11 protein-coding genes and 1 pseudogene are annotated in these 14,129 nt (G+C 71.3%); 9 read left to right on the top strand and 3 right to left on the bottom strand.

Translation table 11 applies throughout. The annotated features are described in order from the left end of the window. Positions 1–456: 456 nt before the first annotated feature. From AOK09_RS03545 to AOK09_RS03530, 4 genes are all read left to right on the top strand, one after another. A complete protein-coding gene (locus AOK09_RS03545; protein WP_055585615.1) occupies positions 457–1,335 on the top strand; it encodes an SDR family NAD(P)-dependent oxidoreductase in 879 nt (292 codons plus the stop codon). Positions 1,336–1,504: 169 nt separating this feature from the next. Next, positions 1,505–2,299 carry an alpha/beta fold hydrolase gene (locus tag AOK09_RS03540; RefSeq protein WP_055585614.1) on the top strand — a complete coding sequence of 265 codons (795 nt, stop codon included), beginning with the start codon at positions 1,505–1,507 and terminating at the stop codon, positions 2,297–2,299. A 119-nt stretch (positions 2,300–2,418) separates the two neighbouring features. Then, entirely contained in the window at positions 2,419–2,997 is a 579-nt protein-coding gene (locus AOK09_RS03535) for a TetR/AcrR family transcriptional regulator (protein WP_055585613.1), read from the top strand. 160 nt (positions 2,998–3,157) lie between these two features. Beyond that, entirely contained in the window at positions 3,158–3,595 is a 438-nt protein-coding gene (locus tag AOK09_RS03530; RefSeq protein ID WP_055585612.1) for a nucleotide triphosphate diphosphatase NUDT15, read from the top strand. Between the two features lie 42 nt (positions 3,596–3,637). Here AOK09_RS03530 and AOK09_RS03525 read toward each other — a convergent pair whose 3' ends face one another. Next, positions 3,638–4,393, bottom strand: coding sequence for a hypothetical protein (locus tag AOK09_RS03525; protein ID WP_055585611.1), 756 nt, complete (start codon positions 4,391–4,393; stop codon positions 3,638–3,640). 464 nt (positions 4,394–4,857) lie between these two features. Between AOK09_RS03525 and AOK09_RS03520 the strand changes: the two genes are divergently transcribed. Together AOK09_RS03520 and AOK09_RS43380 are read left to right on the top strand one after the other, a co-directional pair. After that, positions 4,858–7,113: an ATP-binding protein gene (locus AOK09_RS03520; RefSeq protein WP_055585610.1), complete on the top strand. Its 2,256-nt coding sequence runs from the start codon at positions 4,858–4,860 to the stop codon at positions 7,111–7,113. 192 nt (positions 7,114–7,305) lie between these two features. Next, positions 7,306–7,545 (top strand): annotated as a pseudogene (locus AOK09_RS43380) (helix-turn-helix domain-containing protein); the annotation flags it as partial. A 340-nt stretch (positions 7,546–7,885) separates the two neighbouring features. On the opposite strand, the gene AOK09_RS03515 reads toward AOK09_RS43380, so the two are convergent. Then, positions 7,886–8,332: a MarR family winged helix-turn-helix transcriptional regulator gene (locus AOK09_RS03515; RefSeq protein WP_055585609.1), complete on the bottom strand. Its 447-nt coding sequence runs from the start codon at positions 8,330–8,332 to the stop codon at positions 7,886–7,888. A gap of 59 nt (positions 8,333–8,391) precedes the next feature. On the opposite strand from AOK09_RS03515, the gene AOK09_RS03510 reads away from it, so the two are divergent. Beyond that, positions 8,392–8,742, top strand: a complete 351-nt coding sequence (locus tag AOK09_RS03510) for a hypothetical protein (RefSeq protein WP_055585608.1) — start codon at positions 8,392–8,394, stop codon at positions 8,740–8,742. 5 nt (positions 8,743–8,747) lie between these two features. After that, positions 8,748–9,074, top strand: a complete 327-nt coding sequence (locus AOK09_RS03505) for a YrdB family protein (RefSeq protein WP_055585607.1) — start codon at positions 8,748–8,750, stop codon at positions 9,072–9,074. 444 nt (positions 9,075–9,518) lie between these two features. On the opposite strand, the gene AOK09_RS03500 is transcribed toward AOK09_RS03505, so the two are convergent. Continuing rightward, positions 9,519–13,049: a S8 family serine peptidase gene (locus AOK09_RS03500; RefSeq protein WP_245687098.1), complete on the bottom strand. Its 3,531-nt coding sequence runs from the start codon at positions 13,047–13,049 to the stop codon at positions 9,519–9,521. Positions 13,050–13,630: 581 nt separating this feature from the next. Here AOK09_RS03500 and AOK09_RS39900 point away from each other — a divergent pair. Further along, positions 13,631–13,978 (top strand): hypothetical protein, encoded by a 348-nt coding sequence (locus AOK09_RS39900; RefSeq protein ID WP_157875785.1) that lies wholly within the window; start codon positions 13,631–13,633, stop codon positions 13,976–13,978. Positions 13,979–14,129 lie beyond the last annotated feature (151 nt).

Genomic DNA, 14,129 nt, shown 5'->3' with positions numbered 1-14,129 from the left:
TATTGCGCTGAGCGAGTGGCTCAGCACGCACCCTCTGACACGTGTCAGTCAGGCAGTCGTGTCGGAGTGGGGGCGCCAAGTGCCGGTTCGCCCTGGCGCGTTCATCGAGACGGTCCCCGGGGGTAGGGGAGTCGTCGATGGTGACCTCGAAGCCGGCTGGCTTCTCAGAGAGGCAGGCCCATGCCGCACCCGCGTGCTCCGTACCGGGTTCCGCGAGCGGCGCCTCACAAGTACCTCGAGTCGTTGATCCTCAGCATGCACTTGACGAGGCCGGGGCGACGCCGTGAACGAGATCGCTTTGCCTACTCCGCCCGCATCCGGACCGCGTTGGGTGACCCTGTCCCCGCCTCTCGCTCCCCGTCGGGCGGCAAGCTAACCGGATAGGTCATCCGCATCTGTGCTATCGTCTCGACTAAGCGGATACATCATCCGATTGCCTGTCTGGCGGAGGATCTCATGACGAAGACAGCCGTGGTCACGGCCGGAACGGGCGGCATCGGCCTGGAGACGGCACTGGGGCTGGCAGCCGCGGGTTTCGCGGTCACCGTGGTGGGACGGGACGCCGAACGGGGAAGCAGGGCGGTCGAGCGGATCCGGGCGACGAACCCCGCACACCCCGTCCGGTTCCTGGCCGCCGACCTCTCCTCGCTCGACCAGGTGCGAGCGCTCGCCGAGACGATCGCCGCCGACCACGCCGCCTCCGGGGAACCCCTCACGGTGCTGGTCAACAACGTCGGGGCGATGTTCCCGCAGCGGCAGGACCTGGGCGGCGTCGAGGCGTCGTTCGTCATCAACCACCTCTCGCCGTACCTGCTGACGGAACTGCTGCTGCCCACGCTGACGGCCGGTGCGCCGAGCAGGATCGTGAACGTGACCTCGGGTGCGGTCGCAGTCGCCAGGCGAGGGTTCGAGGCCGTCGAGCCGTCCGGCGGCTACTACGGATTCCACTGGTACGGACGCGCCAAGCTCGCCAATCTGGCCTACACCCTGGACCTGGCCGTTCGGCTGGACGGCACGGGCGTCTCGGTCTTCGCCGCCGACCCCGGAGGCGCGGCGACCGATATGACCAACGGAACCCTGGCCGACCCGAAGATCGTTTCCCCTGCCCTGAGGCTGTTGTGGCCGCTCGTCCGGCGCAGGTTCGAGCGCTCTACGTCCGGTCCGGCCTCCGTGGCGGCCCGGCCCTCCATCGTCGCCGCCACCGACGAGGTGCTGACCGGCCGGACCGGCGTCGTCATCGGCCCCCAGGCCCGGCCGGTCGCCCCGTTCCGTGCCGCGACCGACCACCGCCTCGCCCAGGCCGTGCACCGGCTCAGCCAAGCCCATGCCCCCTGACGGCCTCCGCCAGGGCCTGACCATCACCCGCCGGCGAACGCCGGCGCCGACCGGAGCCGGGACCGGTTCACCGGCTCGCCACGCAGCCGGCGAACGTCCCCGAAACGCAGTCCGCCGCGTCCGCCCACCGACATCCGTCCGCAGGATTCGTCACGTGAGGAAACCGACCATGTCCGTCACAGCCCCGAACGTCCTTGCCCGAACCGTCCGCGGTTCCGGCCCCGGCCTCCTCCTCGCCCACGGCGCCGGCGGCAGCGTCGAGGCCAACTACGGGCCGATCATCGAAGAACTCGCCGCCGAGCACACCGTCGTCGGGGTCGACTACCCGGGCTCCGGGCAGTCTCCCACTTCGCCCACCGCCCTGGAGCTGGACGACCTGGCGGACCAACTGGTCGCCGCGGCGGACGCCGAAGGACTCGACACGTTCGCCCTCAGCGGCTACTCGCTCGGCGGCCCGGTCGCGATCCGCGCCGCCGTCCGCCACCCGGAGCGTGTCACGGCACTCGTGCTCAGCGCGACCTTCGCCCGCCTGGACACCCGCACCGACCTGACCGTCGCCATCTGGCACCAGCTGTACGAGTCCGGACAGCACCTCCTGCTCGCCCAGTACCTGACCTACCTGGCCCTGAGCGCCCCGCTCCTGAACTCCCTCTCCCCGGCCCAGGTGCGTGCGGCCGCCCACCAGACCGCCCCGGCCCTCCCGGCCGGCACCGGCGCCCAGGTCGACCTGGTCCGCCGCACCGATGTCCGCGCGGACCTCGCCGCGATCACCGTCCCGACCCTCGTCGTGGTGACCACCGGCGACGCCCTCATCCCGGCCGGCCTCCAGCAGGAGCTGGCCGCAGCCATCCCCGGCGCGCAGACCACCGAGCTCGCCACCGGCCACCTGCCCTTCCTGGAGCAGCCGAACCAGTGGCTTGAGAGCATCACCGGCTTCCTCCGCGGCAAGCACGACCGGCCCTGACGTGCGGGGTGGGCGGGACCCGGGGCCGCCCACCCCCGGACACAGCACCTCTCGCGACGGCACGCATATGATCGAAAGCTGAACCTCAGCCATCGGACGAGCGACCTGGACTGCCAACCATGACGACGCCACAGCTGCGCAGAGACGCCGCCCGCAACTGGGACCGGATCGTCGCCGTCGCCCGCGACCTGGTCGACCAGGGCACCGCTCTGCAGCTCAACGACGTCGCACACCGGGCAGGCGTAGGCGTCGCCACCGTCTACCGGCACTTCGCCACCCCCGAGGCACTCCTGGAGACCGTCGCCACCCCTTGCCTGGAAGCCCTGACCGCCCACGGCCACCAGGCACTGACCGACGCCGACCCCAGGCGGGCGCTGGAGGGTTTCCTGTCCTGCGTCGTCGAAGCACAGGTGACCGACGCCGCCCTGGCCCCGGTCGCCGCCGCGGCCTCGGACGCCCTGCCGCGCACCACGGAGCTCAAGGCATCGCTCGCGTCGACCGGCACCGCACTCCTCGACCGGGCCCGCGACGCCGGGGCGGTCCGTTCCGACGTCGCCGCCGGCGACCTGGTACCGCTCATGTGCGGCATCGCCCACGCCGTGAACGTCCACGGAGGCGCCCCCGCCGACCGCATCGCCGCCGCACACCGCTACCTCGCCATGCTGCTCGAAGGCATGCGGACCCCACCGGCCCCGTGAACCACCAACGAAACCCGGTGAGGCGAGTTGACGCGCCTCCACCGCCACACGGCCTCGCGCCGCGACCCACAAAGCGACCGCCCCTGGGAGGGGAGCGGGACCATGAGCTGCCGGGGGAGTGGCTGAACAGGTTGTGCCATCTCACGATCGGAGGTTGTGCATGTTGATCGGCGCAGGGGTGATCGTGCCCAGCAGCGACGGCCGGGTGCTGCTCGGCCGTCGGATCACCGCCGGCGAGAGCCCGACCTGGAGTCTGCCGGGAGGGAAGGTGGATCAGCCGGGCGAGTCCTTCGAGCAGGCCGCCGCTCGCGAGTTGGAGGAGGAGACCGGGATCCGGCTGCCTGCCGAGAAGTTCCGGGTGCTCGCCGTAATGCTGGACCATGAGCTCGGCCGCCCCCGGCTCACTGCCGCGGTCCTGGCCCCGCCGTCCGACGCCGACGCACTCGTCACCGAGCCGCACTCCTACGCCGGGTGGGAGCGTTTTCCGCTGGACGCCCTGCCGCAGCCGCAGTTCTTTCCGTCCGCCCTGGTCCTCTCCGCCTGGCGACCCGAACTCCCCGCCCCGACAGGGGCGTTCAGCTACTACGTGAGCGGGTAGCCGGGCGCCGGCGCCACCCTGTGCCTGCCGATGCCTGCCACGTCAGTCTGAGACGGCGGCCTTGAGCGCGTCGACCTGCTTGGCCATCAGCGGAGTTGGAATGTTGGCCGCTCCGGCGCCGCTCACCCTGACCCCGGCGAAGAGGACCAGGGACGACCCGACGCGGATCTCGGTCACCCGAATGGCCGCCATCTTGCCGTTGCTGGTACCGGTCAGGTCGAAGGCGATCGCGCCGTCGCCGAGGGACGGAGCCGGCAGGACGTGGGTCGTCACAGCAGTCACGGTCCCGTCGGACGGGGACGTGCTCCGGTACGAGGTGCAGGACTTCAGAGCCGTCCGTAGGTCGGCCAGGGCCTTCTCGGCGTCGCCCGCCCGGTAGGCGGCGATGCGTCCGAACAGCAGGTCGGCCGCGTTGGCGGGCTGCAGGTAGCTGTTGTCGGCCGTCGCCGTCGGCTTGATGGCGCCGTCGTCGGCGCCCATGTCCTGGATCGGCTGGCAGGAGGCGGGCTTCGCGGTGTCCGCCGCGCTCGCGAAGAACGCCTCGTCCTCGGTGGCGGTGGTCACGGTGAAACCGGGCGGGATGTCCGCGGCGGACAGCGCCGCACCCTTCAGCTGGGCCGAGGTCAGCGGCGCCGCGGGTTGGGCGGCCGCGGCCGACACGGGGGCCGAGGCGCCGGCGGGGGTCGACGTCGAGGTGCCGTCCGCGTGGCTGACGCCGCTGGTACAGCCGGCGACGCCGAGCGCGACGCCGGAGGCGAGCGCGGCGGTGCGGAGTATCGGGCGGGCGGTGCGGGTCATGAGAGGCCTTCCCTGGCGTAACGCTGATCGAGGCCGCTCACTGTAAGGCAGCAGAGGATTCATACGACCAGCCCCCTCCGCCGGAGCCGGCCCGCCCACACCCCAAACCAGAGGCAGTGGTGCAGTCGACCGATCATCTTGTGGAACAGGTTTCCTCGCGCTGCCGCGCGCCAGTCTCCGGCTTCCCGTCTGCGGTCGTGGTGGGTCTTGGCTCCCACTCTTCCCGGAAGCTGGCACCCCGGCCTGAGAACCCACCCTCCGGCCTGGCCACATTCTAAGAACCAGCCCCTAGGGAAGTCGCACACACGTGCTACCTGTGGAGCCGGTGGCGGCAGGCAGCCAGGCATGTCTTCCCTCACCTCCGGAGGGGGTCCGGGCGTTCCGGGGCGGTTGCCACTGCCCCGTGGGCGGTGCCTGGGCAGGCTACGCCGTACTCTTGCGGCGGTCCAGAAGAGAGAGATGGCGTGTTCGAAAAGCAGCCCTTCGGTGTCGTCCTGCGCGGTCTGCGGCAGCGCAGCCGTCTGACCATCGAGGGGCTGGCCGAGGCATCGGGCGTGAGCGTCCGAGCGATCGGCGACATGGAACGCGGGCGCAGCCGGGTTCCGCAGCGGCGCACAGTGGCGGCGCTCGCGGACGGGTTGGGACTGGCGGACGGGGAGCGGGAGGCGCTGCTGGCCTCTGCTCGGGCCGGCCGGCCGACGCGTGCGGCGCCGGGGGCGGGGACAGCGGTGCCGCCGCGCTCCGTGGGGGACTTCACGGGCCGCGGTCTGGAGCTGGCGCGGCTGCGGGAGGCCGCGGAACGAACCAGCACCGACGCGAGGGCGTCGGTGGTGGTCGTCTCGGGTCCCCCGGGGTGCGGGAAGACGACGTTGGCGCTGAAGGCGGCGGCAGATCTGACTGAGGAGTTCCCCGACGGATGCTTCGTGGTGGACCTCCACGGCGTCGACGGCCCCGTCGACCCGGCCGAGGCGCTGCTGAAGCTGCTCAATGCCCTCGGGGTATCGGACCGGCAGCTGGCGCAAGAAGACCCGCGGGGGCACGCGGGGCTGCTGCGGGCGCTGCTGGGTGAGCGGCGGTGCCTGGTGGTCCTGGACAACGCCCGCGACGAGGGCCAGGTCCGTGCGCTGCTGCCCGCCGGCGGGCGCAGCATGGTGCTGATCACCAGCCGCCGGCCCCTGGCGGGGCTGGAGAACGTCGACCGGCTGATGCTGTCGCAGATGGCGCAGTCGGAAGCGGTGGAGCTGCTGCGCCGGATCCTCGGCGAGGAGCGGGCCGATACGGAAGCCGAGGCCGTCGCGCGGGTGGCGGAGCTGTGCGGATGCCTGCCCCTGGCACTGCGTGTGGCAGCGAACTGGCTCACCGTCCGGTCGGGGTGGAGCGTCGACCGCCTGGTCCGCCGCCTTGCCGACGAGGAACGCAGACTCCGCGCGCTCAGTGCCGGGGACGTGCGGGTAGAGGCGGCGTTCGAGCTGTCCTACCGGCAGCTGACCGATCAGGCAGCCCGGATGCTACGGCTGCTGAGCCTGATCCCCGGGCCCGACTTCACTGCCGCCTACGGCGCCGCCATGACCACCACCGACGTCTTCGACGCCGAGGACGTGCTGGAGGAACTGGTGGAGACCGGGCTGCTGCAGGCCACCTACACCGGCCGCTACCAACTGCACGACCTGCTGCGGCTGTTCGCCCGCGACCGGCTGTCGAAGGAGGAGGAGCCCGGCGAGCGGAAAGCGGCCGAGGGCCGGCTGCGGACCTGGCTGCTGGACACCGCCACCGTCGCCGGCCGCTGGTTCGGCCCCGACCACGGCGCACCACCGTCCGGCTGGCACAGCCTGGTACCCCTGGACAACGCCGACCAGGCCCGCACCTGGCTCGAGAGCGAATCCCCCGCCTGGTACGCCGCGCTGCGCAGCGCCGCCGCTTGCGGTGAGCACACCCGGGTGACGGAGACTGCTCAGGCCATGGAATGGTTCTGCGGCCTGTGTATCCACTGGGGGCACTGGAGCGAGATCTACCGCCTCTCAAGCCAAGCCGCTGCCGCGCTCGACGACCTCCGCCTGCAGGCCTTCCACCTCAACCAGTACTCCGGTGTGCTGGCTTTCGAGCACCGATACCGGGAGGCCGTCGAACGGGCCGACGAGGCGTTGGAGTGCGCCCGCCGCGCCCAGGACGTCGCTCAGCAGGCCTGGGCACTGTTCTACGCGGCATGGCCACACGGCCGGCTCGGCGAGATGCAGGAAGGCTTCGACAAGGCCCGCGCCGCCGTCGACCTGTTCGAATCCGCCGGTGATCACGACGGCTGGCTCCAAGCCATGATCGTCCACAGGGTATGCCTGCGCGACCTCGGCCGCGTTGAGGAAGCCCTGGCTCAGCACGAGCGCATCATCGCCTTCCTGGACGCGCCCGACTGCCCGGTGAGCGGGTCCGCCGCCGACATCTACCGCGCCAAGACGATCAGCGGGCTCGGTCGCGACCACGCCGCTGTCGGGCGGTGGCAGGAGGCTGCCGACCACTTTCGCAGCGGCCTGCTCCTCCTGCAGCAGATCGGGATTCCCGACGTGGAGGCCGAAGCGCTCACAGAACTGGGCAAGGTCCTGATCGAACTGGGCGAGCCCCAAGAGGCCCGCTCCTGCCTCCGCCAAGCCCTCGCCTTTGGCGACGCGGCAGACAGCAACAACCTGAAGACCGCACAAAGCCTCCTGGACTCCCTCTCCGTCGGATGAACACGCCGCCCGCCGCGATAGGCCCCGGATGTTGGAAGCCCGCGGGCTGCTGCCACGGGCGCACCAGACCCCGTGCAAGCCACCCAGGGCCACCATCAACCGCCCACCCAGTCCCAGGGCCACCTACTGAGGTTGCACTCATGATGTCGTAACGGGCTGACCGCGGCCTGCTTTCCGCGGTACCACCGTTGGATGCGGTATCCACAAGGGGGCGGGCTGACCGCTGAGCGCCGGGAGTTCCGGGAACGGTTACGGCTGGAGGCGGCCGAGCGGTTCGAGCGCGGTGAGGCGAGCACAGTGATCTTCAGAGAGCTGCGGGTGAGTGTCCGGTCCGTGCAACGCTGGCGCCGGTCCTGGGCCGAAGGTGGAACGGGGGCTTTGGGCTCAAGCGGTCCCGCCTCGCTGCCGCGGCTGAGCGACGGGCAGTTCGCGTAGCGGAGCGTGCAAGACCGTGATCGGCCGAGGCCGCAAGAACAGCCACCCGACGCCACGGCACGCTGTCCAGATCGCAGACAAGTTCGAGCCACGGTCAACACGACGTGCGAGACGCCTGCTTCGACCGTAGCGAACGCTCTGGTGATGTCGGGCCTCGGCCCCTGCCGTCTGCCGTCGTTGATGTCAGCACTGACTACGACCTCTGGGGCACCAAGGTCTGCGGCTCCCGCCCGCTCATCGAGGCGCTGCTCGCAGACCTTGAGATCGAAGCGATCCGCCTGCCTTGGACGAGCTAGAGCCGGGCGCCGCGACACGGTGAGCCTTTCCAGCCCCGGCACTAGGCAGGCCGGTGCTGCTCGCCGAGGAGGCGAAGCCCGCGCGCGAGCGCAGCGCGCTGAGTGTCGCCGAGCCCCGAGGTCAGCTCCTCGTCCGCGGCCTGGGCGGCGGCGACGCAGGCGGAGAGGAGCCGACGGCCCTCCGCGGTGAGGCCGAGCACCTGCCGCCGCCGGTCCTCCGGGTCGCGGACCCGCTCCAGCGCGCCCAGGCCCTGGAGCTGGTCTGCCAGGGCGACGATCAGGCTCGGCGCGACGCCGAGCCGTCGGGCCAGCTCCTGCTGGGACGCCGCCTGGCCCGCGTCCAGCGCGGCGAGCAGGCCCGCGTGCTTGGGCTTGAGGCCGAGCGCCTCGACCCGTGCGGCGAAGCGGTCGGCGGCGAGGGCGCCGAGGGTGCCCAGGTTGAACACGACGGTGGCGCGGAGATCGGCCGCGCCCTTGACATCACTCATGAAGGGAATGATAGCTTTTCAGAATCATTCACAGTTCGAATGATTCTAGGGGGAACGGAATGACCGTCCTGCTCGCCGCCAACGTGATCGCCGCACTCATCAGCGCCGGGTCGAGCGTCGCCGGGGCCCTTCGCCCCGGGATCGCCCTCGCCCACTCCGAGCCCGTCACCGCCGGTACCGCCCTGTACGCCCGGGCGTACGCGGCACGGGCGGTCCCGCTGGGACTGGCGACCGCCGGAGTCCTGCTGACCGGTGCCCGCGCGGCCGCCTGGCCGATGCTGGTGGTCGCAGGCCTGGCCCAGATCGGGGACTCGGCGATCGGCGCACGGCAGCGGAACCGGGGAATGGCACTCGGCGCCGGCGCTTTCGCCGTCCTGCACCTCGCCTCCGCGGCGTGGCTCGCCCGATGAGCGCGGTGAGCGCCGTGAGCGGTGTCCTGGCGTTCCTGGCGGAGATCGGTGTCTACGTGGCCGCCGGCTGGTGGGGCTTCACCCGGCGGGCGCCCCTGGCAGTGCGCCTCCTACTGGCCATGACCCTGGTGGCGCTGTTCGCCGCCCTGTGGGGGATGTTTGGCGCCCCCTCCGCCGCGCACCCCCTGCACGGGGCGGCGCGGGCAGCCCTTGAGCTCTGCTGGTTCGGCGCCGGGGCCGGGGCGTGGGCCGCGGTGAAGGGGTGGCGCGCGGCCCTGTCCTTCACCGGCGTGTGGCTGCTGTCCGCGGTGCCGGAGCTCGTCTGCGCCTAGCCGACAGGTGAAGGCAAGGCCGGCCAGGGTGATGCCACCGGTGGCGAGGACGGCAGCTCTGAGACTGCCGAGCCGGCCCTCGGCATAGTGCTCCACCGAGGCGCCGGCCTCCGACCCTGGGACGCCGGTCTGCTCGGCCGCTACGCGTACCCGGCTGGTGCTCACGAAGCTGACGCTCGCCTCCGCGGCCACGCCGGTCTGCTGCCGCACCGCGCTCGACGTCCGTGGGTCGTCGGTGATCCGGTTGGTGAAGACGGCGGCCAGGGCGGAGCGAGGTTGCCCAGCGAGGAGCCCTGGTTTGCTCACCGCTGCTCCCGCGCCGGCCATGGATGCACCGCCGTGTGGCACCGCCCGGACATAGGCCCGGTCATGCCTGGGGGAGTGCGGGCGGATGCTCCCGAGGGCCGGTGCCGCGCGCACGCGGCGGCACCGGCCCTCAGGGCGTCACTTCAGGCCGAAGGCCCGGATGACGGTCTGCGAGACCGAACCCCCGGTGCGTGCCGTGGCGCTGGTGCGCAGCGACACGAACTCGGCAGAGGAGGGGGCGCGCAGAGTGGCGCTCCAGGTGCCCTGACGTCGGGTCAGGTCCGATTGCTGCCAGGACGCCCCGTCGTCGTAGGAGACCTCAAGCCGGACCGAGGACACCGGGTCGGGCTCGGAGGTGCCGAGCACCGAGGGGGTGACGGAGATCTCCCCCGCGCGGCGCGACCTGCCTTCGGCGTCGAGTTCGGTGCCGTAGTCGAGTTGCACCAGCGGCACGGTCCCCACCTGCGCCTTGCCCGAAACGAAGTCCCACTCCGTGTGGGTCTTCGAGGAGTACGGGCTCACCACCTGGTCGCCGGCCGCGTCGACGACGAGCCGGTAGGGCAGCGACTCGGCCGGCAGGTCGAAGGCGCTGACGTAGGCACTGTCGGTCGTCACCAGGGTGGTTCCGCCCTGGAGCAGCGACGTGTGCGCGGTCATTTTCTCGCTCGCCGAGGAGCCCGAGTGCGCAGCGCCGGAGTCGCTCCAGCCCGGGACGTAGAGCGAGAGCCCGGTCTCGTCACGCATCTCGGAGGCGCTGTCGGACATGCGCGGCCGCAGCACCGGGCCGAGCCACCGCTCCTGTTGGGTACTGTCCGGCTGGTAGGACGTGGGCTCGTTGACCGAGCCCACCCAGCCGTCGACCGATGCGCTCTGCTGCCAGCGGACGTCGTCCCCCGCCGTCACCCAGTCCGTTCGCCCTCCGGGGGCCACCGGCTCCAGAGCGAACGAGTACCCCGTGCTCCACTCGTACGCCGGGAAGTCCGTGCGCCGTTCCTGGGCTGTCCTGCCCTTCGGCTGGGCGAAGTCGAGGTCGATGCGGGCCAGCCGCTCCTTGTCCGCGTGGTAGGCCACGTCCTCGGGCACGGCGCCCTTGTGGTACTTGACCAGGTCGTAGAGGTAGGAGGGCGACGGGTGGGCCGTCACCTTCAGCCGCGTCGTGCCGTGGCCGTTGCCCTTGGTGGTGATCCGCTCGATCAGCGCCTCACCTTCGTCCTTGTTGACCGACACCACGGGCACGTCGACGATGGTGGAGTAGTCCGGCTGCCCGTACCAAGTGGACAGCCGTCCCACTCCGTCGTTCACCACGAGCAGCAGCGCCGCGCCCGCCTCCTTCGCGGCCTGCGCCTGGGCCAGGGGCTCGACCTCGTCGCTGTGGCGCACCACTGCGACCTTGCCGCGGACGGAGGCCTTCGCGAAGTCCTGGGGTGAACCGGTCCCGGCGAACACCGCGTCCAGGTTCGCCTTGCCGTCGGGGAGGACGGCGCTTCCCTGCTGCGCCAGTGCGTCGTCGATCCGCTCGCCGTCGTAGGAGAGCTCGAGCGGCGTCTCCTGCGCCCGCAGGCGGGTGGTGAACACGAAACCGCCGTGGCGCACCTTGGCGGTCGGCTGGGCCCAGACGCTGTCGTAGTTCTTCCCGACCACGATGTTTTCGCGGACGGCGGTGTAGTCGGCCGGGCCGGGGTCCGCTGAGGTGAAGGACCGGATGTAGTCCAGCCGGGTGTCGACCAGCGTGGTGGCCTTCGGTGTGTCGGCCGTCACCTGGTGTGCCTTGGAGGCGTCCAGGGCGATCTTCCGGTCCGCGGTCAGGTCGACCTCGGGAGCGCTCAGCAGCGCGATGCCCCGGGAGTCCGGTCCGTGGGTGCCCTGGACGTCCGCGTAGGACACCACTGAGTAGGTGTCCGGCGGCAGACGCAGCGTGAGTTCGCCGCTCTCGGGGATCTCGTACGCGGTCGTGGACCGGCTGAGGGCGCCCTTGAGGTGGATCCAGCCGCCCATCGGCTCGCCCGAGCGGTCCTTCATGGTGATGTCGAGGTTGTACCTCTCGGGCTCCAGGCCCACACCGGCGACCGTGTGGGCGACGACCGCGCCGTGGGCGTCGCGGGCGACGACCTGGGCGGTGTGGTTGCCCCCGGCGAGGCTGGACAGATTTGTGCCGACCTCCACACCGGTGCTGCCGTGGGCAGGCACGGTGACCTGGCCGGCGGACAGCGAGAGCGTCCGGTCGCCCGACGCGTCCGGCTCCACCGCGAGCTGCAGCGTCACCGGCTCGTCCCCGGAGTTGGTGTACGTGATCTCCTGCTTGACGGAGCCGCTGGTCTCGCTCGGCCACGGCAGGAAGCGGAAGACCGAGCCGGTCGCGGTGACCTTGGAGCGGAAGGCGGCCGCCGCGTCGACGCGCCCGGCGCCGCCCTGGTACGCGGTGAGGTACGGCGTGGGCTTGCTGGTGCTCATCAGGGCGTCCTTCAACTGGCTTGCTGTCCAGTCGGGATGCTTCTGCGCGAGCAGGACCGCGGCACCGGCGACGTGCGGGGACGCCATCGAGGTGCCGTCCATCGGGAGGTAGTAGCCCTCGCCCTGGCTGATGTACTGCGACCGGGCCGCGAGGACGCCCACGCCCGGGGCCGTGATGTCGGGCTTGACGCCCTCGTCGCCGACCCGCGGGCCGACGCTGGAGAAGGGCGCCAGCCGGTCTGAGGAGTCGACCGCCCCCACGGTCAGTGCGGCGTCGGCGGCGGCGGGGGAGCCGATGAGGTAGGACGGGCCTTTCAGGCCGGTGTTGCCGGCGGCGACGACGAACAGCGCCCCCGTCTCGCCGCTCAGAGCGTTGACGCTCTGGCTCAACGGGTCGTTTCCGTCACTGGGCGCGTCGTTGCCGAGGCTCATGTTGATGACCCGGGCGTGCTCCGTGCGTGCGGCCCACTCCATGCCGCTGATGACCCAGGACTCCTGACCCTCGCCCTGGTCGCCGAGCACCTTGCCGATCACCAGGTCGGCCCCGGGGGCCACGCCCTTCTCCTTGCCACCCGACGCGGCGCCGGTCCCGGCGACGGTGGAGGCGACGTGGGTACCGTGGCCCTGGCGGTCCTGCACGTCCTGGTCGGGGACGAAACTGCGGGAGTCGACGATGCGGTCCTTGAGATCCGGATGTGCCGTGTCGGCGCCGGTGTCGAGCACCGCAACCTTGACTCCGGCGCCGGTGTCGCCCGACTCCCAGACCTGGGGGGCGCCTATCTGGGCGGTGGTGTCGGCGAGTGCCGCCTTCGTCTTGCCGTCCAGCCAGATCTTGGCTATGCCGCCGGTGAACGACGGCTCGGCGGCGGCCTTCCGGGACCCGCCCGCGTCCGGCGCGGACGGCGCGGTGCTGCCCGCGGTGAGCGCGGTCCAGACGTCCGCCGCCTTCGAACGGTCGGCCGCGACGGCCTCACCGCCGACGGACGGCAGTGCGCGTCCGGTTCCCGCCCCCGGCAGCGGCGCGCCGCCACGGCGCTGGGCCGCGGTGCCCAGGCCGGTGAGGATCAGGGGGAGCTTAGGGGCGTGCGCGTCGTCGTAGCCCTGCGCTATGAGGCCGGTGACGTTGAAGAGGCGCTTGTCGAGACGGTCCGCTGCCAGGTAGGCGAGCGTTTCGTCCGGGTAGACGTAGGTGTCGCCTCCCTCGTTGACGATGCGCACCGAACCGGCAGCACCGGGACGGCGCTCGACGCTCAGCGTGTCGGGCCCGCCCTCCGCGCCAGGCGTGACGATGACCTTGTCGCCGGTGACGAGGGTTACCGTCTTCGCCGGACCACCGGAACGGGCAGACGGGCCCTCCGACCGCCCGGTCGACACGATGGCCCCCGCTGTGGCGGGGGTCAGGAGAGTGACGACTACGGCAGCCGTGGTGCACAGGGCCGCCCAGCTCGTTGTTCGAGCCGTGGAATAGAACACTCTTCCTCCTTACGATGTGTGATGGGCGGATTCGATCACACACTCAAGATCTCGAACAAACCCTCAATGCTCACGAAACACACACGAAACATGGGTAGTTGACGTGCCCTCAGCCCAATCGGGGCCGGCGAGACGTGCCGACTTCCGCGCACATCCGGGGAGTGAACGGCTGCGCCTTTACGGCGCCGTATGCTGAGTAATTGTCAGTTTCTGTGAATGGCCGGTCAGGGCTGCGGATTGGCCCCTTGGATGGCCTGCCAGCCGGAGCGTGGGGCAGCTGAGGTCAGAAGCTGGACTCCCGTGCCTCGGAGGGTCACAAGCCCGGTGTGGACGGGATCGAGCTGATCGACAGGACGGCCCCGGTAGACGAGGATCCGTGTCAGTTCCAGGTCGATGGCCTCTGCCGAGCCCCGGATGCGGTCGAATCGGGCGCCGAGCCGAACCGGCCCGAGCATGCAGCGCACGGTGGCGGTGGGCTCGCCTGGGCTCAGCAGGGTGACCTGCTCGATCGCCAGTTGCACGTCGGCTGCATGGCTGCCGGAGTCGACGGGCCTGATCATGTCGTCCAGCGCGTCCGGCTTCAGCTCGACCGGCTGGACTTCCTCAACCGCCTCGGACGAGACGTCACATCGTTCATCGGGTGCTGGTTCCGTGATCAGGAGTTACATCGTTGACCGTACACACCCGACCCCCGGAGGAGCCCGGGCCGCGGCGTCGGGGAGAGCCCGGCGCGCCCGGGCGCCCGTCACGGTGCAGACGTGGGGCCCGACCGGGATGCGGTCAGGCCCCGCGTCGTCAGGGGCTCGCAGGTGCGCCCTTCAGCCG

This window comes from Peterkaempfera griseoplana (genome assembly GCF_001418575.1).
Classification (GTDB): domain Bacteria; phylum Actinomycetota; class Actinomycetes; order Streptomycetales; family Streptomycetaceae; genus Peterkaempfera; species Peterkaempfera griseoplana.
This window is presented reverse-complemented; position numbering and strand designations above follow the sequence as displayed.

Bases quoted from the DNA above. Each gene is read 5' to 3' on its own strand.
- AOK09_RS03545 (WP_055585615.1), top strand. From the start codon at position 457: ATGACGAAGACAGCCGTGGTCACGGCCGGAACGGGCGGCATCGGCCTG.
- AOK09_RS03540 (WP_055585614.1), top strand. From the start codon at position 1,505: ATGTCCGTCACAGCCCCGAACGTCCTTGCCCGAACCGTCCGCGGTTCC.
- AOK09_RS03535 (WP_055585613.1), top strand. From the start codon at position 2,419: ATGACGACGCCACAGCTGCGCAGAGACGCCGCCCGCAACTGGGACCGG.
- AOK09_RS03530 (WP_055585612.1), top strand. From the start codon at position 3,158: ATGTTGATCGGCGCAGGGGTGATCGTGCCCAGCAGCGACGGCCGGGTG.
- AOK09_RS03525 (WP_055585611.1), bottom strand. From the start codon at position 4,393: ATGACCCGCACCGCCCGCCCGATACTCCGCACCGCCGCGCTCGCCTCC.
- AOK09_RS03515 (WP_055585609.1), bottom strand. From the start codon at position 8,332: ATGAGTGATGTCAAGGGCGCGGCCGATCTCCGCGCCACCGTCGTGTTC.
- AOK09_RS03510 (WP_055585608.1), top strand. From the start codon at position 8,392: ATGACCGTCCTGCTCGCCGCCAACGTGATCGCCGCACTCATCAGCGCC.